The 25,130-nt window shown below is 71.5% G+C and carries 22 protein-coding genes; 12 read left to right on the forward strand and 10 right to left on the reverse strand.

The genetic code is table 11. From position 1 onward, the window contains the following. Positions 1–55 precede the first annotated feature (55 nt). Together AB0L65_RS17965 and AB0L65_RS17970 are read left to right on the forward strand one after the other, a co-directional pair. On the forward strand, positions 56–1,948 hold the full coding sequence (locus tag AB0L65_RS17965; RefSeq protein WP_364246404.1) for an ATP-binding cassette domain-containing protein: 1,893 nt from the start codon (positions 56–58) through the stop codon (positions 1,946–1,948). Between the two features lie 32 nt (positions 1,949–1,980). Further along, complete coding sequence (locus AB0L65_RS17970) at positions 1,981–2,862, forward strand: virginiamycin B lyase (RefSeq protein WP_364246406.1); 882 nt, start codon at positions 1,981–1,983, stop codon at positions 2,860–2,862. A gap of 461 nt (positions 2,863–3,323) precedes the next feature. Here the strand turns inward: AB0L65_RS17970 and AB0L65_RS17975 are convergent, their stop codons facing one another. Genes AB0L65_RS17975 through AB0L65_RS17995 form a run of 5 tightly spaced genes read right to left on the reverse strand, consistent with a single transcriptional unit; the run spans position 3,324 to position 7,896 of the window. Beyond that, entirely contained in the window at positions 3,324–4,031 is a 708-nt protein-coding gene (locus tag AB0L65_RS17975; RefSeq protein ID WP_364246409.1) for an HAD family phosphatase, read from the reverse strand. Further along, positions 4,021–5,094 carry an ABC transporter ATP-binding protein gene (locus AB0L65_RS17980; RefSeq protein ID WP_364246412.1) on the reverse strand — a complete coding sequence of 358 codons (1,074 nt, stop codon included), beginning with the start codon at positions 5,092–5,094 and terminating at the stop codon, positions 4,021–4,023. Before AB0L65_RS17980 ends, AB0L65_RS17975 begins: the two co-directional genes overlap by 11 nt. Then, positions 5,091–5,933 carry an ABC transporter permease subunit gene (locus tag AB0L65_RS17985; RefSeq protein WP_363980860.1) on the reverse strand — a complete coding sequence of 281 codons (843 nt, stop codon included), beginning with the start codon at positions 5,931–5,933 and terminating at the stop codon, positions 5,091–5,093. The genes AB0L65_RS17980 and AB0L65_RS17985 overlap by 4 nt, the downstream gene beginning before the upstream one ends. Continuing rightward, positions 5,921–6,745, reverse strand: a complete 825-nt coding sequence (locus tag AB0L65_RS17990; RefSeq protein WP_364246415.1) for an ABC transporter permease subunit — start codon at positions 6,743–6,745, stop codon at positions 5,921–5,923. Before AB0L65_RS17990 ends, AB0L65_RS17985 begins: the two co-directional genes overlap by 13 nt. Beyond that, positions 6,742–7,896, reverse strand: coding sequence for an ABC transporter substrate-binding protein (locus AB0L65_RS17995; RefSeq protein WP_364246418.1), 1,155 nt, complete (start codon positions 7,894–7,896; stop codon positions 6,742–6,744). Before AB0L65_RS17995 ends, AB0L65_RS17990 begins: the two co-directional genes overlap by 4 nt. 110 nt (positions 7,897–8,006) lie before the next feature. Here AB0L65_RS17995 and AB0L65_RS18000 point away from each other — a divergent pair, with 110 nt between their 5' ends. From AB0L65_RS18000 to dnaE, 3 genes are all read left to right on the forward strand, one after another. Then, entirely contained in the window at positions 8,007–8,753 is a 747-nt protein-coding gene (locus tag AB0L65_RS18000) for a GntR family transcriptional regulator (RefSeq protein ID WP_364246421.1), read from the forward strand. Positions 8,754–8,832: 79 nt separating this feature from the next. Beyond that, complete coding sequence (locus AB0L65_RS18005) at positions 8,833–9,099, forward strand: DUF6504 family protein (protein WP_185067348.1); 267 nt, start codon at positions 8,833–8,835, stop codon at positions 9,097–9,099. Next, entirely contained in the window at positions 9,099–12,758 is a 3,660-nt protein-coding gene (gene dnaE / locus AB0L65_RS18010; RefSeq protein ID WP_364246660.1) for a DNA polymerase III subunit alpha, read from the forward strand. The genes AB0L65_RS18005 and dnaE overlap by 1 nt, the downstream gene beginning before the upstream one ends. 46 nt (positions 12,759–12,804) lie before the next feature. Here dnaE and AB0L65_RS18015 read toward each other — a convergent pair whose 3' ends face one another. Then, positions 12,805–14,751, reverse strand: coding sequence for an ABC transporter permease (locus AB0L65_RS18015; protein ID WP_364246424.1), 1,947 nt, complete (start codon positions 14,749–14,751; stop codon positions 12,805–12,807). Continuing rightward, entirely contained in the window at positions 14,748–15,428 is a 681-nt protein-coding gene (locus tag AB0L65_RS18020; protein ID WP_364246427.1) for an ABC transporter ATP-binding protein, read from the reverse strand. The genes AB0L65_RS18015 and AB0L65_RS18020 overlap by 4 nt, the downstream gene beginning before the upstream one ends. A 92-nt stretch (positions 15,429–15,520) precedes the next feature. On the opposite strand from AB0L65_RS18020, the gene AB0L65_RS18025 reads away from it, so the two are divergent. Together AB0L65_RS18025 and AB0L65_RS18030 are read left to right on the forward strand one after the other, a co-directional pair. Further along, a complete protein-coding gene (locus tag AB0L65_RS18025; protein ID WP_364246430.1) occupies positions 15,521–16,168 on the forward strand; it encodes a response regulator transcription factor in 648 nt (215 codons plus the stop codon). A 46-nt stretch (positions 16,169–16,214) separates the two neighbouring features. Then, complete coding sequence (locus AB0L65_RS18030) at positions 16,215–16,940, forward strand: DUF4328 domain-containing protein (RefSeq protein WP_364246433.1); 726 nt, start codon at positions 16,215–16,217, stop codon at positions 16,938–16,940. Between the two features lie 13 nt (positions 16,941–16,953). Here the strand turns inward: AB0L65_RS18030 and AB0L65_RS18035 are convergent, their stop codons facing one another. After that, a complete protein-coding gene (locus tag AB0L65_RS18035; protein WP_364246436.1) occupies positions 16,954–17,955 on the reverse strand; it encodes an LLM class F420-dependent oxidoreductase in 1,002 nt (333 codons plus the stop codon). A gap of 106 nt (positions 17,956–18,061) precedes the next feature. Here AB0L65_RS18035 and AB0L65_RS18040 point away from each other — a divergent pair, with 106 nt between their 5' ends. Further along, a complete protein-coding gene (locus AB0L65_RS18040) occupies positions 18,062–19,468 on the forward strand; it encodes a sulfatase (RefSeq protein ID WP_364246438.1) in 1,407 nt (468 codons plus the stop codon). Here AB0L65_RS18040 and AB0L65_RS18045 read toward each other — a convergent pair. Further along, positions 19,462–20,163, reverse strand: coding sequence for a FadR/GntR family transcriptional regulator (locus AB0L65_RS18045; protein WP_364246440.1), 702 nt, complete (start codon positions 20,161–20,163; stop codon positions 19,462–19,464). The two genes, AB0L65_RS18040 and AB0L65_RS18045, sit on opposite strands and share 7 nt — an antisense overlap. A gap of 83 nt (positions 20,164–20,246) precedes the next feature. Between AB0L65_RS18045 and AB0L65_RS18050 the strand changes: the two genes are divergently transcribed. From AB0L65_RS18050 to AB0L65_RS18060, 3 genes are read left to right on the forward strand one after another with little or no spacing between them, the layout of a single operon-like run. Next, on the forward strand, positions 20,247–20,978 hold the full coding sequence (locus AB0L65_RS18050) for a (Fe-S)-binding protein (RefSeq protein WP_357745221.1): 732 nt from the start codon (positions 20,247–20,249) through the stop codon (positions 20,976–20,978). Further along, positions 20,975–22,366 carry a lactate utilization protein B gene (locus AB0L65_RS18055; protein ID WP_364246443.1) on the forward strand — a complete coding sequence of 464 codons (1,392 nt, stop codon included), beginning with the start codon at positions 20,975–20,977 and terminating at the stop codon, positions 22,364–22,366. The genes AB0L65_RS18050 and AB0L65_RS18055 overlap by 4 nt, the downstream gene beginning before the upstream one ends. Further along, positions 22,353–22,910 carry an LUD domain-containing protein gene (locus tag AB0L65_RS18060; RefSeq protein WP_364246445.1) on the forward strand — a complete coding sequence of 186 codons (558 nt, stop codon included), beginning with the start codon at positions 22,353–22,355 and terminating at the stop codon, positions 22,908–22,910. Before AB0L65_RS18055 ends, AB0L65_RS18060 begins: the two co-directional genes overlap by 14 nt. On the opposite strand, the gene AB0L65_RS18065 is transcribed toward AB0L65_RS18060, so the two are convergent. Next, positions 22,900–23,916 carry a Vms1/Ankzf1 family peptidyl-tRNA hydrolase gene (locus AB0L65_RS18065; protein WP_364246448.1) on the reverse strand — a complete coding sequence of 339 codons (1,017 nt, stop codon included), beginning with the start codon at positions 23,914–23,916 and terminating at the stop codon, positions 22,900–22,902. The genes AB0L65_RS18060 and AB0L65_RS18065 overlap by 11 nt on opposite strands. A 91-nt stretch (positions 23,917–24,007) precedes the next feature. On the opposite strand from AB0L65_RS18065, the gene AB0L65_RS18070 reads away from it, so the two are divergent. Further along, positions 24,008–25,087: a GNAT family N-acetyltransferase gene (locus AB0L65_RS18070; RefSeq protein WP_364246451.1), complete on the forward strand. Its 1,080-nt coding sequence runs from the start codon at positions 24,008–24,010 to the stop codon at positions 25,085–25,087. Positions 25,088–25,130 lie beyond the last annotated feature (43 nt).

The raw sequence follows: 25,130 nt of genomic DNA on the forward strand, positions 1-25,130 counted from the left end.
TCTTCGAGGGGTTTCCAAGTCATACGGCGAGCGTGCCGTCCTCGCTGAGGTGTTCATGTCCGTGAAGCCCGGCGAGCGCGTGGGCGTCGTCGGCGAGAACGGCTCGGGCAAGTCCACGCTGCTGCGGCTGCTGGCCGGGGTCGAGTCGCCCGACGACGGCGAGGTGACGCTGGCCGACGACACCGGCTACCTCCGGCAGACGCTCGACCTGCCGCCCGGCCACACGGTCCAGCAGGCCGTCGACGCCGCGCTGGCCGGTCTGCGCGCCATGGAGCGCCGGATCCGCGAGCTGGAGTCGGCGCTCACCGATGACGTCATGGCGGAGTACGGGGAGCTGCTGACGGCGTACGAGCTGCGCGGCGGCTACGAGGCCGACGCGCGGGTCGACAAGGCGTTCCACGGGCTGGGGCTGTCCCGCGTGGGCCGCGACCGGCCGCTGTCCAGCCTGTCGGGCGGGGAGCGCGCCCGCCTCGGCCTGGCCTGCGTCCTGGCCGCCGCTCCCAGGGTCCTGCTGCTCGACGAGCCGACCAACCACCTCGACGAGTCGGCCCTGACCTGGCTCGAAGCCCGGCTGCGCGAGCACCGGGGCACGGTCGTCGTGGTCTCCCACGACCGCGTCTTCCTCGACCGGGTGGCCACGGCCGTGCTCGAGGTCGAGCACGGGGCGATCACCCGCTTCGGCGGCGGCTACACCGGCTTCCTGGCCGCCAAGGCCGCCGCCAGGGCCCGTTGGGAGCAGTCGTACGCGGCGTGGTGCGAGGAGGTGCGGCAGGTGCGCGACTACGCGGCCACCACCGCCCACCGGGTGGCCGCGGGGCGGCAGATGCGCGACAACAACAAGATGGCCTACGACCGCAACGCCGGGCGGGTGCAGAGCTCGGTGGCCAGCCGGGTCCGCAACGCACACGAGCGCCTGCGCCGACTGGAGGCCGACCCCGTCCCTCAGCCACCCGCCCCACTCCGCTTCCACGGCACCTTCACCCCCACCCCAGCCCTCCCCGACCCCCTGAACACCACCACTCCGACCTTCCCCGACCCGCTGGAAACCGACGAAACGAGTCCCAGCACCCCCGCCCCAGGCCCTGCACCCAACGCAGCACCGGACCCCACCCCGGGACACCGGCCCGGCCCACGGCACGCCTGCGACGCAGCACCCGAGCCCACCCCGAAACGCCAGCCCGGCCCACAACGCACCCCTGATACGACCCACGAGCCCACCCCGACCCACGCGTCCGCTTCGGGACACGTGCCCGCTCCACGCCACGAGGGCGCTCCTGGCGTGCGACGTGCCCCTGATGCGGGACGTGAGCTCGGCCTCCGACACCAGCGTGCCGGAGACGAGCATGTGGCCGGAAACGGGTATGCGGCGGGGCACGAGTATGCGGTCGGACACGACCGTGGCCAAGCTCGCGTGCTTGTGGAGCTGCGCGATGTCCGGGTCGGCGATCGGTTGCACGTGCCCTCCCTGACCATCGAAGCCGGTGACCGGCTGCTGGTCCGCGGGGCCAACGGCGCGGGCAAGTCGACGCTGCTCCAGACCCTGGCCGAGCACGCCCGGGTAAGGGTCGGCCACCTGCCGCAGGAGGTGACGTTCGACCCCGACCTGACCGTCCTGGACGCCTACGGCCACAACCACAGCTATGCGGACGAGCGGCGTGCGGCTCTGCTGAGCACCGGCCTCTTCAAGCCCCAAGCCCTCGACCAGAAGGTGGGCACGCTGTCGGTCGGGCAGCAGCGTAGGCTGGCGCTGGCCCGGCTGCTGGCGCAGGAGTACGACCTCCTCCTGCTCGACGAGCCGACCAACCACCTCTCGCTGGTCCTGGCCGAGGAGATCGAGCAGGCACTCGACGACTACCGCGGCGGGCTCGTCGTGGTGTCGCACGACCGCGCCCTCATCCGGCGCTTCCGGGGGACCGAGATCATGTTGGCAGGAGGACGCATATGTTGAGCAGCGCAGGATCGACCAGTGAAGGACCGCAGATGTTGACCAGGATTGATGAGGGTGCGCCGTACGGCATCGCGACCGGGCCGGATGGGGCGCTCTGGTTCACGCTCGTCCACGAAGGGCGCGTCGGCAGGATGGTGCCGGGCCAGAAGCCGGTGATTCATCAGCTCGATCCGGCCGACGGGCAGCCGATGGTTATCACCCCGGGGCCGGACGGGGCGATGTGGTTCGCGGAGGGCAAGGGTGGCCGGGTCTCCCGGATCACCGCAGACGGGCAGGTGACCTCCTATGAGGCGGACTCGCCGTACGGGCTCGTCGCCGGGCCCGACGGGGCCATGTGGTTCACCCAGATGCAGACCGGCCGGATCGGGCGCATCGGGCCCGGCGGGGAGCGGACGGAGTTCGAGGTGCCGGTGGAGGGCGGTATGCCCGCCTTCATCACGGTGGGGCCGGATGACGCGCTCTGGTTCACGATCAACCAGGGCAACGCCATCGGGCGGATCTCGCTGGCAGGCGAGGTGACCGTTCACCCGCTCCCCACGGAGGGCGCCGCCCCGGTGGGCATCACGGCGGGGCCGGATGACGCGCTCTGGTTCGTGGAGATCGGTGCTGGTCAGGTCGGGCGGATCGACACCGCCGGCAAGATCACCGAGTACCCCTTGCCCGACCGGGTCGCACGACCGCACGCGATCGTCACCGGCCCCGACGGTGCCCTCTGGTTCACCGAGTGGGCCGCCGACCGCCTCGGCCGCATCACCACCGACGGCACCATCGACTCGTACCCGCTCCCAACCGGACCGCAGCCGGGGGATGATGGCGCGCGAAAGGCCGAGCCGCACGGGCTGACGGTCGGGCCGGACGGGGCGATCTGGGTGGCCCTGGAGGCGGGCGCCTTGGCCCGCTTCAGCATCGACTAACGAACCACGACCACCTCAGCGACCTCACCTACCAACCAACCCGCCAGCCCAGCGCCCCGACCCAGCACCCCGGCTCGGCATCCGTGCCCGGGGTCCGTGCCCGGGGTCCGTGCCCGGGGTCCGTGCCTAGGGTCCGTGCCCAGCGCCCCGGCTCGGTGTCCCCGCCGAGCCCCGTCCCCGCCGAGCCCCGTCACCGCCCGAGCCCCGTCACCGCCCGGGGCCATCACCACCCGGCCCGTCACCGCTCGGGGCCCGTCACAACCCAGCCCGTCACCACTCAGCACCTCGCCACTCAGCACCTCGCCACTCAGCGCCTCACAACCCGGCCCGTCACCGCCGAGCTCGTCACCCCAAGCCCTCGGCTCCCACAGCCCACCCCTCAACGCCCACCCCTCAACGCCCACCCCTCAACGCCCACCCCTCAACGCCCACCCCTTATGGGCAACCCTTTGGCCCAGCCCTCAGCCCTCTGGTGGGTGGGCGTTGGTCATGAGGTGGGTGAGCGACGGCAGGACTTTCTCCGGGGACGTCACCAGGACGTGGCACCCCGCGGCCGTGGCGGCGGCGACGCCCGTGGGGCTGTCCTCGACGGCGACGCAGCGGGAGGGGGTCGTGCCGAGCCGGCGGGCCGCCTCCAGGTACGGGTCCGGGTACGGCTTGCCGCGGGCCGTGTCCTCGTTCGCGATCACCAGGTCGAACGTGTGCCCGAGCCAGGGCAGCACCAGCTCCACGATGGTTCGGGGAGAGGCGCTGACCAGGGCCGTCGGGATGGCGGTGGCGGCCAGCTCGGCCAGGAGCTCCGACGCCCCCGGCGTGACCTTCACGCCCTGCCCGATGAGGTCGGCGAAGGCGTCCGTGAGCCGCCTGGCCACCTCGATCATGAGTAAGGCGTCCGTGGGCTGGCTGGCCGCCGCGGTTGTGGGTGAGGCGTCCGTGAGTTGTCCGGCCACCTCGGTCATGAGGGGCGTGTCCGAAGCGGGGGTGAGGAGGTGGGCGGCCACGTCCTCGACCGTGCGGCCGAGCACGTACGGCACGTCCTCCGCCCCCAAAGCCCGGCCGAGGGAGGCGGCGATGGAGACGGTGGCCTGCCACCACAGCCCTTCGGTGTCGACCAGGGTGCCGTCCATGTCGAACAGGACGGCATCCGGGCCGGCGTGCTCAGATCGCATCGGCCGCCACGACCGGGGCCGGGACCGTGACCGTGCGGGGCGCCACCAGGACGGGCCGGTCCACCAGGCGGACGGTGATCCGCGTTCCGGGTGCGAGGCGGGCCGCCTCGTGGCCGGGGACGTCGGCCAGGACCTCCCCGCCCTCCACCGCCACCCGGAGGCGGACGGAGGCGCCGCGGAAGGAGGCGGCGAGCACGTGGGCGGGACCGTCCTCGACCGGGACGACCTTGACGGCCTCCGGACGGATCAGGACGTCCACGGACGGATCCGCGGGCACCTGGCCGTCCACCGGCAGGAGCTGGCCGAGCACCGTGACCTGGTCACCGGAGACCTGGCCGGCGAGGTGGTTCATGGTGCCGACGAACTCCGCCACGAAGGCGGTAGCCGGGCGGTCGTAGATCTCGGCGGGCGAGCCGACCTGTTCGAGCCGCCCGTCGCGCAGCACCGCCACCTGGTCCGCGATCGACAGCGCCTCCTCCTGGTCATGGGTCACGAAGATGGTCGTGATGCCCAGGTCGAGCTGGAGGCGGCGGATCTCCTCGCGCAGCGACACGCGTACTTTCGCGTCCAGCGCCGACAGCGGTTCGTCCAGCAGCAGGACGCGCGGTTCCAGGGCGAGCGCGCGGGCCAGGGCGACGCGTTGCTGCTGGCCGCCGGAGAGCTGGTGCGGGTAGCGGTCGGCGTGCGAGGGGAGGCCGACCAGTTCGAGTAGTTCGTCCGCCTTCTTCCGCCTGGTGGCCACGGGCACCTTGCGGACGCGCAGGCCGAAGGCCACGTTGTCGCGGGCGTTCAGGTTGGGGAAGAGGGAGTAGGACTGGAAGACCATGCCCGCGTCCCGCTTGTTGGCCGGTACGTCCGTGATGTCCCGGCCGTCCACGAGCACCGCGCCCGAGTCCGGCCGCTCGAACCCGGCCACGCACCGCAGCGCGGTCGTCTTCCCGCAGCCCGAGGGCCCCAGCAGCGCGACGAACTCGCCGGGCGCGACGATGAGGTCGAAGCCGTCCAGCGCGACCGTCTTGCCGAACACCCGCCGCAGCGCGCGGAACTCCACCGATGCGGTCATTTGTTTCTCTCCTTACCGAACGCCGAGGACACGGCGAGCAGCAGCAGCCAGATGAGCAGGAGGCTGAGGATGGACACCGCGACCGAGAGCTGCCCCTTGGAGCCGGCGACGGTCACGATCCACACCGCGAACGGCTCGTACCCCAGCAGGCTGGCCACGGTGTACTCGCCCAGCACGAGGGCCAGCGTCAGGAACGACGCGCTCGCCAGGGCCGAGCGCAGGTTCGGCACGACCACCCTGACCAGCACGTACGGCCACGAGGCGCCCAGGTTGCGGGCCGCCTCCACCAGCGTCCGCACGTCCATCGCCCGCAGTCCCGCGTCCAGCGACCGGTACACGAACGGCAGCACGAGCACCACGTACGCCAGCACCAGCACCACGGGGAACGCCGGGTCCTGGACCGCGATCAGCGTGGCCCAGAACGGCGTCGGAGCCAGCACGTCGGTCCCGGTGCGCAGCGACGTGCCGATCCCGGCCACGAAGGTGATGGGCGGCACCACCAGGGGCAGCGTGCACAGCACCTCCATCAGCGGGCGCAGCCGCGGCGCGAAGAGCCGTACGGCCAGCATCGCGGGCAACGCCAGCAGCAGCACCAGCACGATCGTGGCGACGGCCAGGGACAGCGACAGCAGCAGCGAGCGCACGAACCCGTCGGCCGTCAGCAGCTCGCCGTAGGCCGAGAACGACACGCCCGTGGTCGGGGTGTAGATCGTGTACCAGAGCGAGGCCCCGAGCGGGATCAGGAAGTAGGCCGCCGCCAGCAGGAACACCGCGCCGCGCCACACGCGAGGGCGCGAGGAGCCACCCGAGATGCGCTCCAGGCCGGTCAGTGCAGCCATCGGGAGCTCCTCTTCTGCAGCGGCAGGTAGATCGCCATCACGAGCCCGGCCACCACGACCATGTCGAGGCTGAGGGCCAGCGCGATGTTCTCGTAGCCGATCAGCACGTCGCCGGTGAGCGCGCTGGCGATCTTCAGTGTGACGAGCGGGACGACGGTGCCGACCATGGCGTTGGCGGTGGCGTACGCGGAGAAGGCCGACCCGAAGAGCAGCACCACCCCGCCCAGCATCGACGGCGCCAGCACCGGCAGCGCGACGAAGCGCCAGTAGTGCCAGGCGGTGGCCCCGTTGTTGGCCGCCGCCTCGCGCCACTGCGGCCGCAGCCCGTCCAGCGCCGGCGCCATGACCAGCACCATCAGCGGGATCGAGAAGTACAGGTAGGTCACCACCAGGCCCCAGAACGTGTAGAGCGAGCCGGACGGCAGCCCGACCAGGCCGCTGATCACGCCGGAGTTGCCGAGCGTGGCGATCCAGAAGAACGCCAGCGGCACCCCGCCGAAGTTGGCCAGCACGCCGGAGGCCGTCAGCACGGCCTCGCGCAGGAACGTGAGGCGTGAGGTCACGACGGCGTACGCGAGGAACGTCCCCAGCACAGCCCCCAGCAGGGCGACCACGGCGGACAGCTGCACGCTGCCGATCATCGCGACGAGGTAGCCGCCCTGCAGGCTCTGCGACAGGTTCGCCAGGCTCGGCCGCCCCTGCGCCGTGAACGCCCCCGCCACCAGCGCGATGGCGGGGACGCCGAAGACGAGCGCGAAGAAGGCCAGCAGCGGCAGCGCCCCCAGCCAGCCCTTCGAACCGGAGCGGTTCATCCCGAGATCGCGGCGTCCCAGCCGCTGGCCAGCTTGGCCTTGGCCGCGTCCACCTGCTGGCTCGTCGGGAAGGTGGGGTTGCCCTCCACCGACGGCAGCTTCTCCGCCAGGGCCTTGTCCACGGTGCCGTCGGTGGTCATCGAGGGCAGCAGGACGGGGCGGGCGAAGCCCTTGAGGAACAGGTTCTGGCCCTCGGCGCTGTAGAGGTACTCCTGCCACAGCCTGGCCGCCGCCGGGTGCGGGGCGTCCTTGTTGATGGCCTGGGCGTACATCTGGAAGTACTTGCCGTCGGAGGGGATGTTCACCTTCCAGTCGAGGCCCTTGGCGGCCATCTGGGGCGCGTAGGCGGCGTTGTTGTAGTCCCAGTCGATGCTGATCTGGGTCTCGCCCTTCTCGATGGTCGCGGGCGTGGTCTCCACCGGGTTGTAGTTGCCCGCGTCCTTCAGCTTCTTGAAGAAGTCGATGCCGGGCTGGATGTCGTCGAACGAGCCGCCGTTGGCCAGGGCGGCGGCGTACACGCCGGCGAAGGCCGAGCCCGCCTTGGTCGGGTTGCCGTTCATCGCGACCTTGCCCTTGTACTCGGGCTTGAGCAGGTCGGCGAAGCTCGTCGGGCACGTGGCGATCTTCTTGGCGTCGCAGCCGATGGACACGTAGCCGCCGTAGTCGTTGACCCAGAGCCCGGTGCTCTCCTTCTGCCCCTCGGGGATCTTGTCGAAGGACTGCACCTTGTACGGAGCGAACAGGCCCTCGCCGGCGCCGCTGATCGCGAACGACTGGCCGAGGTCGAGCACGTCGGGGGCGCGGTCCTGGCCCTTGCGCGTCTTGACCGCGTTGATCTCGTCGGCGCTGGCCGCGTCGGGCGTCTCGCTCTCGATCTTGATGCCGTACTTGGCCTGGAACTTCTGGATGATCTCCCCGTAGTTCGCCCAGTTGGGCGGAAGGGCGATGACGTGGAGATTTCCCTCCTTCTTGGCCGCCTCGACGAGCTTGTCGAGGCCGCCGAAGTCCGCCGCCGAGGTGGCGGTGGCCGCGTTCGGAGCGGAGGAGGAGGACGCGGTGGACTGCTGGGTGCCGGGCGCGGCGCCGCACGCCGCGGTGACTACGGTAAGGGCTGCGGCAACGCCGGCCGCACGGGCGCGAGGTGTGAACACAACGCCTCCACTTCAGGGGATGTGGAAGGAACCTAAGGGAACTTGTACAAACAAGCGAGCACCAGTAAGTCGCATGAATGTTGCTCTTTCATGAATGGGAAGGGTCGCTGATGGTTGCGCGCTATGAACTGATCGCCGATGATCTTCGGAACGAGATCGTCTCCGGTGCGCTCCCGGTCGGTTCGCAGCTCCCGAGCGAGGCTGAGCTGGCCGAACGCTACCGCGCGGCCCGCGGCACCGTGCGCCAGGCGGTGGCCGTGCTCGCCGCCGAGGGCCTGCTCGGCTCCCGGCAGGGGGCCAGGCGCATCGTGCTCGGCAGGGCGCGCAGCCAGAGCTTCGCCGAGCTGCACAGCTTCGCGCAGTGGGCGCGCGCGAACGGCTACCGCTTCGGCGGCCAGGTGATCACCCAGCGCCGCCGGACCGCGAGCGCCGCCGAGTCCGCCAGGCTGGGCCCCGGCGAGGTCCTGGAGGTGCTGCGGCTGCGCTCGCTGGAGGGCGAGCCCGTCCTGCTCGAACGCACGGTGTACGCCGAGTGGGTGGCCGCCGCCGTCGAGCGGATCCCGGCCGACTGCGAGTCCGTCACCGAGGCCCTGTACGACTCGATCGGCCTCGTGTTCGCCTACGGCGAGCACCTCATCGACGCGGTGTCCGCCGGCGCCGAGGACGCCCGCCTGCTGGGGGTGCGCCGGGGGAGCCCGCTCCTGCGCCAGCGCCGGGTCACGACCACGCACGAGGGCCGTCCGGTGGAGTCCTCGGACGACCGCTACCGGCCGGGCAGCGTGACCTTCAGCATCCGCAACTCGATCGGCGCCAACCCTCTCGTGAGACAGGCCGGCGACTTGCGTTCGGGGCGCTGAGAACATATGTTCGACATATAAGCGCCCGCCTTCCCCCGGGTGGCTCAGCATAACGACCAGAGCCGCGGGGAGAAGCGTCTTGAGCAGACTCTATGGCGATCCGATAGAGGTGTGGACCAGGGACGGGGAGCCGACCCAGTTCGTCTGGCGAGACCGGCTCTATCTCGTCCGCCGGGTCCTCGACCACTGGGTGGTCGCGCGCGAGTGGTGGAAGACCAGCGAGGGTGATCCCGGTGAACGCAAGTTCTGGCGGGTGGAGGCCAGCCCGGGGCGCGAGGTGGGCTCGTACGAGTTGCGTTACGACACCGCCGGCAACGCCTGGCTGCTGCTGAGGGCGTGGGACTGATGGCGGCGCCGTTCCCGCACCTCAGCGTGTGCTCCGCGTACTCCATGCGCTTCGGCACGGCCTTCCCGCGGGCGCTGGTGAGCCGGGCGGTCGAGCACGGGATGGACATCCTCGCGCTGACCGACCGCGACGGGCTCTACGGCGCGATCAAGCACGCCCACGCGTGCGCGGAGGCCCGGATCTCCGCGGTCTTCGGCGTCAACCTGGCGCTCGACGCCCTGCCCCCGCTGCCGGGGTTCGGGGTGCCCGGACTGGACCTGCCAGGCCGCCGCCGCGCGCCTGCCCCCAGGACCGGGCCGGACGCGGAGGACCGCGTCACGGTGCTGGCTCGCGCCAAGGGCTGGTCGCGCCTGTGCCGCCTGGTCACGTCCGCGCATTACGCGGGCGAGCGCGGCACGCCCAAGGTGACCCGCGAGCTGATCGGGGAGTGGGCCGGCGGGCGCGATGACGGACACGGCGGCGACCACGGGTTCGGCGCCGAGGACGGCCTCGTGGTGCTGCTCGGCCCCAGGTCCGACGTGGGCCGCGCGGTGGCCGAGCGGCGCGACGAGCACGCCAGGATGCTGCTGGGCCTCTGGCGGGCCGCGGTGCCGGGCGTGGTGATCGAGCTGGTCGACCAGTACGGCTACCGCGACGCCACCACGGCCGTGCGCATGCTCGGGCTGGCCGAGTCCATGGGCGTGCCGGCCGTGCTGACCAACGCGGTGCGCTACCTCGACCCGGTCGACCACCAGGTCGGCGACGTGCTCGACGCGGCCCGCCAGCTCGTCCCGCTGCACCCCCGCCACCTCGATCGCACCACCTCCCACGCCTATCTCAAGGGCACCAAGGAGATGCGGCAGGTGGCCAACAAGGTCTGCGGGGCGGACCAGGAACGGGTGTCGCGGCTGCTGTTCACGACCAGGCGGCTGGCCGAGGCGTGCTCGATGAATCCGGAGGAGCTGCTCGCGCTGCGCAGCGACCCGCCCAACCTGCACCTGCCCGAGATCGGCCGCGACCCGGTGCCGCTGCTGCGCCACCGGGTGGAGGACGGGCTGATCTCGCGCGGCCTCGACCGCTCGGGCGACGCCAGGCGGCGCCTCCGGGACGAGATGGCCATCATCGAGCGCAAGCGCCTGTCCGGATATTTCATCGCCGTGGCCGGCATCACGGACATGATCCGCGGCATGGGCATCCGCTGCGCCATCCGCGGCTCGGGCGCGGGCAGCCTGGTCAACTACCTCATCGGCATCGGCGAGGTGAACCCCCTCGACCACGCCCTGCTCATGGAGCGCTTCCTGTCGGAGGGCCGCGTCGGGCTGCCCGACATCGACGTGGATGTGGAGTCGGCCCGCCGCCTCGACTGCTACAAGGCCATCTTCGAGCGGTACGGCGAGGCCCGCGTGGCCTGCGTGTCCATGATGGAGACCTACCGGGCGCGCAGCGCCATCCGCGACGTCGCCGGGGCGATGGGCCTGCCGCCGCACGAGATCGACGCCATCGCCAAGGCGTTCCCGCACATCAGGGCCAAGCAGATCACCGCGTCCCTGCACGACCTGCCCGAGCTGCGCGACAGCCGGCTCGGTGAGGCGGGGCTCGACCGGGTGTTCCGGCTGGCGGAGCGGCTCGACGGGCTGCCCAGGCACATCGCGATGCACCCGTGCGGCGTGCTGATCGGCAACGCGGGTCTGCACGACAGGACGCCGGTGGAGCGCAGCCTGCTGGACTTCCCGATGTCGCAGTTCGACAAGGACGACGTGGAGGAGGCCGGGCTGCTCAAGCTCGACGTGCTGGGCGTGCGGATGCAGTCCGCGATGGCGTACGCGCTGAGCGAGATCAAGCGGGTGGACGACGTCGTGGTCGCGCTGGACACCCAGCGCGGCGAGGACACCGGCATCCAGTACGTGCCGCACGACGACCAGGACACCTACGACATGATCTGCGCCAGCCGCACCCTCGGCTGCTTCCAGATCGAGTCGCCGGGGCAGCGCGAGCTGGTCGCCAAGCTGGAGCCGCGCACCCTCCACGACCTGATCGTGGACATCTCGCTGTTCAGGCCGGGCCCGGTCAACTCCGACATGGTCACCCCCTACCTGGAGGCCAGGCACGGGTGGCGGCGGCCGTACTACCCGCACGAGCGGCTGCGGGAGGCGCTGAAGGAGACGCACGGCGTCGTGGTGTTCCACGAGCAGGTGCTCAGGATCATCGAGGTGATGACGGGGCGGGACCTGTCGTTCGCCGAGAAGCTGCGGCGCACGCTGGACACGTCCGAGGGGCGGGAGCGGGTGCGCAAGACGTTCGTGCCCATGGCCAAGGCCAACGGGTTCGACGACACGGCCGTCGAGCGGGCCTGGCAGGTGCTGGACGCGTTCGGGGCCTTCGGGTTCTGCAAGGCGCACGCGGCGGCGTTCGCGCTGCCCACGTACCAGTCGGCCTGGCTCAAGCGGCACCACGCGGCGGCGTTCTTCGCCGGGGTGCTCACGCACGAGCCGGGCATGTACCCGCCGCGCGTCATCATCGACGAGGCCCGGCAGTGCGGGGTCAAGATCCTGCCGCTCGACATCAACAAGTCGGGCAAGGACTGGCGGGTGGAGCGGCTGGGGCTGCGGGTGCGGCCCGCCGCGCTGGAGGGCGCCTCCTCCCCGGTGCGCAGGGAGTTCAAGGTCGGGGAGATCGGCAAGGGGTACGCGTTGCGGGTGCCGTTCTCGGCGGTCAAGGGGGTGAGCGAGGCCGAGGTCGAACGCATGGTCGCCGGGCAGCCGTACACGTCGCTGGCCGACTTCTGGGACCGCGCCCGGCCCTCGCGGCCGACCATCGAGCGGATCGTCCAGGTCGGCGGGCTGGACGCGCTCCACGACCTGCAGCCGGGCGGGCCCCGCTGGCGTCCGGGCGTGCTGACCCGGCGCGACCTGATCGCCCAGGTGGGGGCCCTCGAACGGGCCTCGTCGATCGGCGTGCGGTCGGGCCCGCGCGCCTCCCGGCGTTACACCGCGCGACCCGCCCGCGTGGCGGAACCGCCGTCGGTGCAGCTCCCGCTGGGCTTCACCGAGCACCTGCCGCCGGGGGAACTGCCGGAGATGACGGAGACGGAGATGGTCGAGGCCGAGCTGGAGATCCTGGGCATCGACATCAGCCGCCACGTCATCAGCTTCCACGACGAGCTGCTCGACGCGCTCGGAGTGGTACGTTCCAGAGATCTCCTGAAGCAGCGCAACGGGGCGGAGGTGCTGGTCGCGGGGGTCAAGGTGGCGACGCAGACGCCGGCGGTGCGCTCGGGGCAGCGGGTCATCTTCACCACGCTCGACGACTCGACGGGGCCGATCGACCTGACGTTCTTCGAGTCGGTGCAGGGGCGGTGCGCGGCCACGGTGTTCGGCTCGTGGCTCATGCTGGCCAGGGGGGTGGTCAGGCGCACGGGGACGCGGGCGGTGTCGATGCGCGCGGTGGACTGCTGGAACCTCGTGGACCTCGAACGGCTCTGGCGCGCGGAGGGCATCGAGGCGGTCCGCGCGCTCCTCTCCCAGGCGCCGGAGCAGGTCGCGGGGGTGGGCGGTCGCAAGATCGAGTACGCCAACGGCTTCCGCCTCTCGCCCTACTCCGACCTCGGCCCGGCCGTCGACAACCCGCCCCGGCAGCTCTGGCACGCCAGCCCGGGCAGCTCCGGCCCCACAGCGGCCTGACCCCCACCCACCGGCCGGGCCACCGGGGTACGGCGGCGCGGGTGGGTCAGTCCGGGCGGGGGGCCGGGTCGGCGGTGACCGAGCGGAGCAGGGGCCGGCTCAGGGCGCCCGCGGCGATCACGCCGCCGAAGCCGACGGCGACGCAGCCCGCCAGCGTGACCACGCCCACCACGTTCATCGCACCGATCATGAACGGCACCGCGCAGAACGCCCCCACCAGGATCGCCCCGCCGCCCATCACCGTCAGCGGGATGAGCGTCTCCGCGCGCCGCGCCCGGTCGAGGACCTCCAGCGGTGTCCCCGCCAGCCGCATCAGCCCGTACGTCTGCCGCCGGTCCAGCACCGACGACGCCGCCGTGATGCCCGAGCTGGCGATGGCGACCAGGAACGACACCGACAGCACCACGATCGTGCCCACCCGGACGTCGGCCAGGAGCTGCAGGCCGAACCGCCGGTCGTCGTCCCCCGTCGTGGGGGTGCGCCCGGGGACGAGCCCGGCGAGCGCGGTGCGGGCGCGGTCGATCGTGACCGGGTCGGCGGAGCTGCCCAGGGCGGCGACCACGACCCGATCGGAGGAGCGCCCCGTGACCTTCACCGTCGCGGTGATCCCGGCCGCCCGCAGCCGGTCGCGGGCCTGGCCGGCGACGGCCGTCGCCTGGGCGGCGGGCGCGGAGACCCGCAGCTGCGGGGGCTCCTGGTCGCCGGCGAACGCGCCCGGGCTGAGCAGCCCGAGGAAGCCCGCCACGAAGCCGGTCAGGGCGACGCCGCTCACCGTACGCCAGGCGGAGCGCGGATCGTCGACCAGCCGGCGGCCCGCCAGCAGCCGGGCGGGCGCCCGGGCGCTCTTGGCGGTGACGCGGCCGATGACGCCGACCACCCACGGGCCGGCCAGGTTGATGCACAGGAACGCCAGCCCGAGCGCCACCGCCACGACCGCGATGCTGGTCCCCCTGGTCAGCAGCGGGAACACGGCCAGCACGGCCAGCAGGGCGACGACCCGGACGAACTTCATGCCGGGCGGCGTCTCGCGCTTGGCCACCCCGAGCGGGCTCACCACGACCCGCCGCAGCCCCGCGACCGCGGACAGGCCCACCAGCAGCGGCACCGCGACCAGCATCGCGGCCAGGATCAGCGGGGAGGGGAACAGGTCGGAGACGAACCACGCACCGCCCCCGATCGGGATGCGGGCCAGCAGCGGCGCGGCGACCGCGTAGCCGACGGCGCCGAGCAGCGCGCCCGCCAGTGCGACGATCACGGCCTCGGCCACGGTCATCCGGATCACCTGGCCCGGCGTCGCGCCCACCAGCCTCAGCGCGGCCAGCCGCTGGTCGCGCCGGGCGACCGTGAGCCTGGCCGCCGCGCCGCCGAACACCAGCAGCGGCACCACCATGAGCACGCTCGCGACGAGCGTGAGCGCGCGGTAGGCCTCGGAGTCCTCCGACGGCGTGCCCGCGAGGTCGGCCACCCGGGCCGGGCCCTTGCCGATGATCCAGTCGTCGCTGCGCGCGGCCGTCATCGCGGGCGCGTCCGGCTCGTGGCCGACGACCGCGACCAGCTCGCCGGGGTGGACCAGCGCCTCGTCGCCCAGTACGCCCTTCGGATCGGGGTAACGCCTGGCGAGCTGATCGGCCGGCAGCGTCCTGGCCAGTTCGGCCAGCGCCGGGGACAGCCACACCTCGCCCGGCGCGGGGAAGCGCGGCATTCCGGGCGGCGCGGGCGCCCCGGCCTTGAGCGCGGCCAGGTCGATGACGGTGATCGCCTGGTCGCCGACGAAGTCGAAGCGGGCCGCCTCGACGGCGACCGCGTTCTCCTTGGCGGGGACCGGGTTGCGCCAGGCGCCGCGGTCACTTCTGGCCTCGAAGGCGAAGTTCGCGGCCACGGCGAACAGCAGCAGCGCCGTGGACACGGCGACGGCGCCCAGCGTGAGCCAGGTGCCCAGCATCCCCTTGCGGCCACCGCCCTTGAGCAGCCGCCAGGTCAGGTCGAGGTTCACGCGCGTGCCCCGCTCGTCGTGAGGAGCTGGCCGTCGCGGACCTCGACCGTGCGGTCGCACCAGCCGGCCACGTTCGGGTCGTGGGTGACGACGATCAGGGAGGCGCCGTTGTGCCTGGTCGCCTCGACGAGCAGCCGCATCGTGTCCTGCCCGGTCTGCTGGTCGAGCGCTCCCGTGGGCTCGTCCGCGAACACCACGGCCGGCTTGGTGACCAGCGCCCTGGCGATGGCCACCCGCTGGGCCTGCCCGCCGGACAGCTCACCGGGCCGCCGGGCCTCCAGGGAGTGCAGGCCGAGGGGCGCGAACCACTCGCGCGCCTGGCCTACCGCCTGGGCCCTCGGCACCCCGCCCAGCATGAGCGGGAGGGCCACGTTCTCCTCGGCGGGCAGCTCGGGCAGGAGCTGGCCGAACTGGAAGACGAAGCCGAAGCGGGTGCGGCGCAGCGCGCTGCGCTCCCGCTCGCCCATCGCGTCGATGCGCTGTCCGAGCAGGTGCACCTCCCCGGCGTCCGGCTTCATGATCCCGGCCAGGCAGTGCAGCAGCGTCGACTTGCCGGAACCGCTCGGCCCCATGATCGCGACGGCTTCGCCCGCCCGTACCGTGATGTCCACGCCGCCCAGGGCGACCGTCTGCCCGAACCTCTTGGTCAGGGTTCGTCCAACAAGCACGTCGTTCATGCCGTAAAGAATCTCGGCGGGCGGGGGTGCGGCGGATCGGCCGTGCGACCATTTCCGCCTCGGCCGAACGGCCGATCCTTAGAGTTGGGGCCGTGACTATTCGGGTTCTCATCGCCGACGACCAACAACTGGTACGAACCGGCTTCCAGATGATTTTGGACGCTCAACCGGACATGGAGGTCGTCGCCGCCGTGGCCGACGGCGCGGAGGCGGTGTCGGAGGCCAGGCGGCTCAGGCCGGACGTGTGCCTGCTCGACATCCGGATGCCGAAGCTCGACGGGATCGAGGTGACCCGGGCGCTGGCCGGGCCGGGCGTGGAGAACCCGCTGCGGGTGGTCATCGTCACCACGTTCGACCTGGACGAGTACGTGTACGGAGCCCTCCGCTCCGGCGCGACCGGCTTCCTGCTCAAGGACAGCGGGCCCACCCTGCTGATCGAGGCGGTCAGGGCGGCCGCGGCGGGCGACGCGCTGGTGTCACCGTCGGTGACGGTACGGCTGCTGCAGCACCTGGCCCAGCCCAGGCGGACCGTGCCCGCCATGAACGACCCGCTGACCGATCGGGAGCTGGACGTCGTGCGCCTGATAGCCCGGGGCCGGACCAACCAGGAGGTGGCCGCGGAGCTGTTCGTGTCGCTCTCGACGGTCAAGACGCACCTGGGCAGCATCTTCGCCAAGCTCGGTGTCAGAAATCGAGTCGAAATCGCAGCTTGGGCGTGGGAATCCGGCGTGGTGAGCTGATTAACAGCGGGGCTCCCGGGATACAAGTGAATCAGAACCTCAGCGCATGGCCCGGGGGGAGAACAACGTGCGCTATGACCAGACAACACCGACGAGAGCCGCCTCTGCCGTATATGTGACGCTTGCCGCCCAGGTTCTCTCCCTCGGCGCCCTTGTGATCTTCGAACACTCCCGCGGGCGCCACCTCGCCGCCCAGCTCGCCGCGTTCGGCGGCCGCCCGCAGGGAGCCGACGCGGAGGCCGTGGTGGGCGCGGTGACGGCGTTCGCGGTGCTGATGATGCTGGTGGCGGGCACCTCGATCGCGGCGGCGGCCGCTTACGTGACGTGGTTGGTACGTGCCAGGCAGGCCAACGACCGCTCGGCCGTCTCCGGCCCCGTGGCGGCCGCCTGGCTGATCCCCGGCTACAACCTGGTGGCGCCCGTCGTGCTGGTGGACGAGGTGTGGCGCGGCACCAGGCCGCCCGCGGGCCACCGGGTGAGGTGGCTGGCGCTGCTGACCGGGTGGTGGCTGAGCTGGCTGGCCATGCTCGCGCTGGTCACGGTCCGGCTTCCCCTCGACTCCTCCGCCGGCGACCTGACGGGCGTGGGCCTGCCGGAGCTGGCCTGCTCGGCGCTGGCCGCCCTGCTGTGCGCGGGGACCGTACGCGAGCTGACGCGCCTCCAGCGGGCCGCCCGCGTGCCCCGTACCGCCGAGCCCGGCACGGTTCACGCGTTCTCGTCCCAGTCGCCCCAACCGGCGCCGGGTTCGACCCCGATCGGCCGTACGGGTTAGCCCGGGCGCGCTGTCAGCCGAGCACCAGGTCGCGGATGAGCTTCAGCGAGGGCTCGTCGCGCGGGCCCATGACCAGGAGGCTCGTGACCGGGCTCTTGTGCCAGAGCTCCAGGCGTTCCTTGATCCGTCCGGGCGGCCCGACGAGCGAGATGCCGTCGGCCAGCTCGTCCGGGATCGCCCGGAACGCCTCGTCCTTGCGGCCCGCCAGGTAGAGCGCCTGGATGTGCTCGGCGGCCTCGGCGTACCCCATGCGGCCGATGATGTCGGCGTGGAAGTTGCGCTGCCGGGCGCCCATGCCGCCGATGTACAGCGTGAGCATCATCTTCACGCCGTCCAGGGCCGCCCGCACGTCGTCCGAGATGACCACCATCACCATCGCGGCCACGTCGAAGCCCGGGGGAGCGCCGGCGAGCGACTCGCCGTACATCTCCTCGATCTTGGAGGGGAACGCGAACAGCGGCAGCCAGCCCTGGGCCACCTCGGCGGCGAGGGCGACGTTCTTGGGGCCCTCCGCACCGAGATAGACGGGGATGTCCGCACGGAGCGGATGCGTGATGAGCTTGAGGGGTTTGCCCAGGCCGTCCGCCAGGGGGAGCGGGTAGTGCGGGCCGTCGCTGGTGACCGGCTCCTCGCGGCGCCACACCTTGCGCATGATCTCGACGTACTCGCGCGTCCTGGCCAGGGGCTTGGCGAACGGCTGGCCGTACCAGCCCTCGACGACCTGCGGGCCCGAGGCGCCCACGCCGAGCAGCAGCCGGCCGCCGGTGAGGTGGTCGAGGGTCATGGCGGTCATGGCCGTCGTGACGGGGGGTCTGGCGGAGATCTGGGCGATCGAGGTGCCCAGCTTGATGCGGCTCGTACGCGCTCCGTACCAGGCCAGCGGCGTGAAGACGTCGCTGCCGTACGCCTCGGCGGTCCACACCGAGTCGTAGCCGAGCCGCTCGGCCGCCAGCACGGATTCGGTCGCGTCGTCGGCGTTGCGCTGCCAGTAGCCCAGGTTCAGGCCGAGCTTCATGTGACACCTCCGGAATTAAGTTCTATTACGGCTGTGACAGCCGTGAGTGTCAATGGCGGATATTCCGGGGTATTCAGACCCTGTGGTCAACGCTCTGTGTCGACTCGTGTGCTTGCTGCTACTACTGCTGGCGGCAGGGCCCGCGATGGCCGAGGTCGAGTCCCGGCCGAACATCGTGTTCGTGATGGCCGACGACCTCGAATCCGGGACGTTGCCGTACTTTCCCAATATCACCCAGCAGCTCGTGCAGCAGGGCACCTCGTTCGACCGGTACTTCGTGACGAACTCCTGGTGCTGCCCGTCGAGATCGTCGATCTTGCGTTCCCAGTACGTCCACAGTCATGGTGTGTGGACGAACACGCCGCCGGAGGGCGGGTTCGACCGCTTTCATACCAGTGATCTGGAACGTTCCACGGTAGGAACCTGGATGAAGCAGGCCGGATACCGCACGGCGCTGATGGGCAAATACCTCAACCACTACCCGGGCGGGTCGGCCGAGGAGACGTTCGTGCCGCCCGGCTGGGACGAGTGGGACGTGCCGACCCGGCGCCTCTACGAGGAGTACGACTACCGGCTCAACGAGAACGGCTCCCTGAACGACTACGGCCTCTCCGAGCAGGCCTACCTGTCGGACGTGCTGGCCGGCAAGGCCCGCGAGTTCATCGCCGGCTCCAAGGGTGAGCCGTTCTTCCTGTACCTGACGCCGATCGGCCCGCACAACCCGGCCAACCCCGCCGTCCGGCACGCGAACGCGTTCCCGGGCGCGATCGCGCCGCGTACGCCGTCGTTCAACCAGGAGGACGTGAGCGCGGAGCCGGAGTGGCTGCGTGAGCGGCCCGGCCTCGACCAGGCGACCATCGACCAGGTCGACGAGCGCTACCGCGCCAGGATGCGGTCCATGCTCGGTGTGGACGACCTCGTCGGGGCCGTGGTGGACGAGCTCCGGCGGACCGGCCAGCTGGACAACACCTACATCTTCTTCACATCGGACAACGGCTTCCATCTGGGCACGCACCGGCTCAAGCAGGGCAAGACCACCCCGTTCGAGGAGGCCATCAAGGTTCCGCTCGTCGTGCGCGGCCCCGGCATCAAGGCGGGCGCCACGGTCAGCCAGCTGAGCTCGTCGGTCGACCTGGCGCCGACGTTCGCCGAGCTGGGCGGGGCCGCGGTGCCGCCGTTCGCGGAGGGGCGGTCGCTGGTGCCCCTGCTGAAGGGCAAGCCGCCGGCGGTGTGGCGGCGGAACGTGCTGGTCGAGTTCGCCAGGCCGCTGGACCCGTCGTCGGCCGCGCAGACGCCGGTGCCCCCGTATCGCGCGTTGCGTACGGATCAGTACAAGTACGTCCGGTACGCGACGGGGGAGAGTCAGCTCTACGACCTGCGCGCGGACCCGTACGAGCTGCGCAACCTGGCCGCGACCGCCGATCCCGCGCTGCTCGAAGGATTGCGGCAACGGCTGGACGCGATGGCGACCTGCTCGGGCGCCACGTGCCGGCAGGCCGACCTCCGTCAGTGATCGAACAGTGAGGGGTAGGCGTGCGCCAGGTGCTCGGAGACGGCCAGGGTGGCCTCGTCCGCGTCGCCCCGGTCGATGGCGTCGAGGATGCGTACGTGGTCGGCGCGCAGGATCGACGTGTCGCCCAGGCGCTGCACCGCTTCGACCGAGTATCTCCGCATTGAGTCGCGTAGCGAGCGCATGATGGCGGCGATGAGCCGGTTGCCCGACGCGTCCGCGATCGCGCAGTGGAAGGCGGTGTCGTGCTCCACGAACTCTTCGGCGCTCTTCGCCCGATCCATCCCGGAAAGGGCGGCGGCGAGTGCGGAGGTGTCGGCCCGCGCGGCGGCGGCGTGGGCGGCGGCCCACTGCTCGATCATGTGCCGGGTGTCGATGACCTCGCGCATCTCCAGGCTGGCCAGGCCGAGATGCAGCCTGAGCAGGTCGGTCAGCGCCGTGTCGGGGCGTGAGGTGAGCACGGCCCCCGCGTCGGGCCCCCGGCCCGCCTGCGAGGACACCACGCCGAGGGTCTCCAGCACGCGCATGGCCTCCCGCACCGACGAGCGGCTGACGCCGAGCTGCTCGGCCAGGTGGCGCTCGGCGGGCAGCCGGTCGCCCACGGTGAGGCCGTCCTCGGCGATGCGCCGCTCGATCTGTGCGAGAACGTCCTCGAACGTCCGCGTTCGCTTGACGGGACGCCAGCCGCTGTCGTCCAAGGGACCCCCTCATGGTGGCCGGAAATGATGTGGTTCGGTATGGTCTGACCATACTGTGGTCAGACCATACTGGAAGGAGAGCCGTGCGAGTCGCCCTGTTCATCACGTGCGTGAACGACACGCTCTTCCCCGGCACCGGCAAGGCCGTCGTGTCGCTCCTGCGCAGGCTCGGGTGCGACGTGGACTTCCCCGCCGCCCAGACGTGCTGCGGCCAGATGCACGTCAACACCGGCTACCGCGAGGAGGGCGTGCGGCTGGCCCGCCACTTCACCGAGGTGTTCGCCGGGTACGACGCCGTGGTGGCGCCGTCGGGGTCGTGCGCGGCCATGGTGCGCGAGCAGTACCCGAAGCTGGCCAGGCCGGGCAGCAAGGGTGCGGCGGCCATCGCGGAGGTGGTGCCGAAGGTGTACGAGCTGTCCGAGTTCCTGCTGGACGTCCTGAAGGTAGACGACGTAGGCGCATATTTCCCGCACCGGGTGACATATCACCCGACGTGCCACTCGCTCCGCGGCCTCCACCTGGGCGACCGGCCCACCAGGCTGCTGCGGAACGTCCGCGGCCTGGAGCTGGTCCCGCTGCCGGGAGCCGAGGAGTGCTGCGGCTTCGGCGGCACGTTCGCGGTCAAGAACCCGGCCGTCTCCGCGGCCATGGGCGCGGACAAGACCCGCAACATCCTGGACACGGGCGCCGAGGTGCTCTGCGCGGCGGACAACTCGTGCCTGATGCACATCGGCGGCACGCTGAGCCGCCAGAAGACCGGCGTCAGGACGATGCACCTGGCCGAGATCCTCGCATCGACGGAGGAGCACCAGTGAGCGCGACTTTCCTCGGAATGCCCGGCAATTTCCCGAAAAATGCGGCGAAAGCCGTACAGGACTCGCAGCTCCGCTACAACCTTCGCAAAGCCACGCACACGATCCGCGGCAAGCGCGCGAACGTCGTCGGCGAGCTCCCGGACTGGCAGGAGCTCCGCGCGGCCGGCAAGGCGATCAAGGACCACACCCTCCGCAACCTCGACGGCTACCTGGTCCAGCTCGAGGCGGCCGTGACCCGGGCGGGCGGCACCGTCCACTGGGCCAGGGACGCCGCCGAGGCCAACGCCATCGTCGCGAGCCTGGTCAAGGCCACCGGCGAGACCGAGGTGGTCAAGGTCAAGTCGATGGCCACCCAGGAGATCGAGCTCAACCAGGCGCTGGCCGCGCAGGGCATCACCGCGTACGAGACGGACCTGGCCGAGCTGATCGTCCAGCTCGGCGACGACTTCCCCAGCCACATCCTGGTCCCGGCCATCCACCGCAACCGGTCGGAGATCCGCGAGATCTTCCTGGAGAAGATGCCCAAGGTCCCGCCGAACCTGACCGACGACCCGCCCGCGCTGGCCGAGGCGGCCCGGCTCCACCTGCGCGAACGCTTCCTCAAGAGCAAGGTCGCGGTCTCCGGCGCCAACTTCATGATCGCCGAGACCGGCACGCTCGTGGTGCTGGAGTCGGAGGGCAACGGCCGGATGTGCCTGACGCTCCCGGAGACGCTCATCAGCGTCGTCGGGATCGAGAAGCTCCTGCCCTCCTGGCGGGATCTGGAGGTGTTCCTCCAGCTCCTGCCGAGAAGCTCCACGGGCGAGCGGATGAATCCCTACACGAGCATGTGGACGGGCGCCGTCGAGGGCCAGGACTTCCACCTGGTGCTGCTGGACAACGGCCGCACGGACGTGCTCGCCGACGAGGTGGGCCGCCAGGCGCTGCGCTGCATCCGCTGCTCGGCCTGCCTGAACGTCTGCCCGGTGTACGAGCGCGCGGGCGGCCACGCGTACGGCTCGGTCTACCCGGGCCCGATCGGCGCGATCCTCACCCCGCAACTGCGCGGCATGTCGTCGGACCTGGACGCCTCCCTGCCGTACGCCTCCAGCCTGTGCGGCGCCTGCTACGAGGTCTGCCCGGTCGCCATCGACATCCCCGAGGTCCTGGTCGACCTGCGCGCCAAGGCCCCGCACTCGGCGGCCGAGCGGGCCGGGATGAAGGTCGCGGGCTGGATCCTCAACGACCACGAACGCCTGGCCAAGGCGCAAAGGGCGGCCACCCGCCTGCGCGGGCTCGTACCGAAGCGTTTGCCGGGGCCGATGTCGGCCTGGACGGACACCAGGGACATCCCCGAGATTCCGGAAGAATCCTTCAGAGACTGGTGGGAGCGGAATGAGCGCGCGTGAGGAGATCCTCGCCAGGATCGGCAAGGCCGTGGCCGGGGTGGCGGATGTCGAGATCCCCCGCCATTACCGGACAACTCAGGACATAGAAGACATCGTGGGGCTGTTCGCCGAGCGGGTGGACGACTACCGGGCCATCGTGCACGTGCTGCCCGCCGCCGAGGTGCCCGCCAAGATCGACGAAGCCGTCGCGGGACGCCGCATGATCGTCCCCGACGGCTTCGACCGGGACGGCGGTTGGGCCGACCTCGGCACGGCCGACGGCGTGATCACGTCCTGCGCCGTGGCCATCGCCGAGACCGGCACGATCGTGCTCGACCACGGCCCCGGCCAGGGCACGCGCGCCCAGACGCTGGTCCCCGACTACCACCTGTGCGTGGTGCGGGCCGACCAGATCGTGGCCGGGGTGCCCGAGGCGATCGCCAGGCTCGACCCGGCGCGCCCGCTCACCTGGATCAGCGGCCCCTCGGCCACCAGCGACATCGAGCTCAACCGGGTCGAGGGCGTGCACGGCCCCAGGACCCTCAAGGTGATCATCAGTACCTGAGCACGGCCGCCACGTCGGAGACGCCGTCGCAGAACCACAGCTCCGCGTCCGTCATCGCGGCGGCCCTGGCCAGGGCGGAGTCCGCGCGTTCCTGGACGGGCTCGCCGACGCCCCAGCGCCGCAGCTCCTGCGGATCGGTGGCCAGCTGGGTGCCGCCCGTGCCGATCCAGATCTCCCGCGGCAGCTCGCCGGGCAGGAGGATCGCCTGTACGCGGCCCTCACGCAGCGCGTGCGCCACGCGGGCCACCCCGGTGGGCCCGGACGTCTCCTGGTGCCGCCCCAGCAGCTCGGCGCGCTTGCGGTCGAGCCACTGGTCGAGCGCCCGCTCCACGTCCTCCTCGAACTGCCCGTGGTCGGCGCGGCTGCCGTGCTCGACCATCATCACCCGGTCCGCGGACCTGGTGTTGAGGTGGTGCAGCAGGTACGAGCGCGACTTCGGCTCGCCGGCGACCAGGATGAGCTCCGGGCCGATGCGGCGTACCTGCTCGTCGATCTCGTGCGCGACGGCGACGGCGTTCTTCTCCCAGGTCTCGTCCACCCACCGCTCGTACCGCTTCTGCGACCAGCCGCCCTGCGCGGTCTTCTGCAGCGGCCAGTCCTCCGCCTCCACGACGGCCCTGCGCGGCGACCCGCCTCCGAACACCGTCAGCTCGGCCCCCGCGTGGTCCACGATGACCCGGATGTGCGGGACGTTCTCACCGCGGTACATGAGCATGGGCGTGACGTGCGGCAGCGGGGACCACCGGCCCAGCTCTCCCGGCGGTTTCGGGAGCGAGTCGGTCAGCACCAGGTCGCCGTGGGCGGCGAACATCGCCTCCCAGGCCACCAGCCGCTGGACCTCCTCGTCCAGGGCCTCCAGGGTGGCCTTGTCGGCCCCGTCCTTCTCGAGCGGGTCCCGTACGCCGCGCCAGTGGGCCTCACGTTCCTGCCCGGTGTACGCGCCCAGATAGACGGACGCGTACGGGCCTTGCCGCTCGTACAGCGGGCGGATGAAGTCGAGCCGCACCGTTCACCACCTCCGCTTCTCCACACTCCTCTCAATTGCGCCCCTACCCCCGCTTTCGTGGGCAAACATCGCGAGTGTGTACCCTGCCGACGTGTTCGACGCTGACGTGAGCATCGCCACGGAACGGCTGACACTGCGGCCGTTCAGCCTCAAGGACTCCGCCAGGATCCGCTCCATCGTGCGCTCCGGCGCCCGGTTCCTCCCGCCCGGCGCCCCCGAGAAGACCGCCGGCATCCCCCGGTGGCTGTCGATCGGGGTCCACGAGCTGCGCCGCTCGGGGCAGGGCCTGCATCTGGCCATGGTCGACGCCGAGGGCGTCATCGTGGGCGCTATCAGCCTGTTCAAGACCTCGTGGACCGCGGGGACGACCGAGGTCGGGTACGGCGTCCACCCCCTCTACCGGGGCCGCGGCTTCGCCACCGAGGCCGTGCGCGGGCTGGTGAACTGGGCGTTCGGGGCCGTCGGGCTGCGCAGGATCGACCTGACCGCCAAGCTGGACAACCTCGCCTCGCTCCGCGTGGCGCTGAAATCCGGCTTCACCTGGGAGGGTCTGCTGCGCGACGCGGTGCTGGACGAGGACGGGCCGCACGACCTGGTCATCTTCGGCCTGCTGGCCTACGACCGCCGCCGGCAGGCCGACGCCCTGCCCAGGACGGAGCTGCGTACCCAGCGGCTGCTGCTGCGCCAGCCGGCCGCCGAGGACGCGCCCGACCTGGCCGCCACTGTCGCCGACCCGGTCACCCAGGCCATGACGGGCTATCCGCGCGACTACACGCAGGAGCACGCGCGGGCGTCCGTCGGCATGGCCGAACGAATACGGATGAGGGGCGCGGGTATCACCTGGACGGTCGTGGAGCGGGACACCGGGCGGTTCGCCGTGAACGTGGACCTGAGGGACGTCGACTGGGCCCACAGGTCGGCCGAGATCGGCTACATGACCGCGCCGTGGGCCCGCGGCAACGGGTACGCGGGCGAGGCCGTGGTGGCGATCGCGCGCTGGCTGTTCGAGCGGCAGGGCTTCAGAAGGCTGCAGCTGCGCGCCCTCGCGACGAACACGGCCTCCCAGCGGGTGGCGGAGAAGGCGGGCTTCGTCCGCGAAGGCGTCGCCAGGTCCTCGCTGGGCGGCCAGGATGTGATCGTCTACAGCCTCATCCCGTCCGACCTGGCCTGAGGGCACACCGGACTGACCTCCGTACCCTTTGTGAAACCCGATC

Origin of the sequence: Nonomuraea sp. NPDC052116, assembly GCF_040680035.1 — a bacterium.
Taxonomy (GTDB): domain Bacteria; phylum Actinomycetota; class Actinomycetes; order Streptosporangiales; family Streptosporangiaceae; genus Nonomuraea; species Nonomuraea angiospora_A.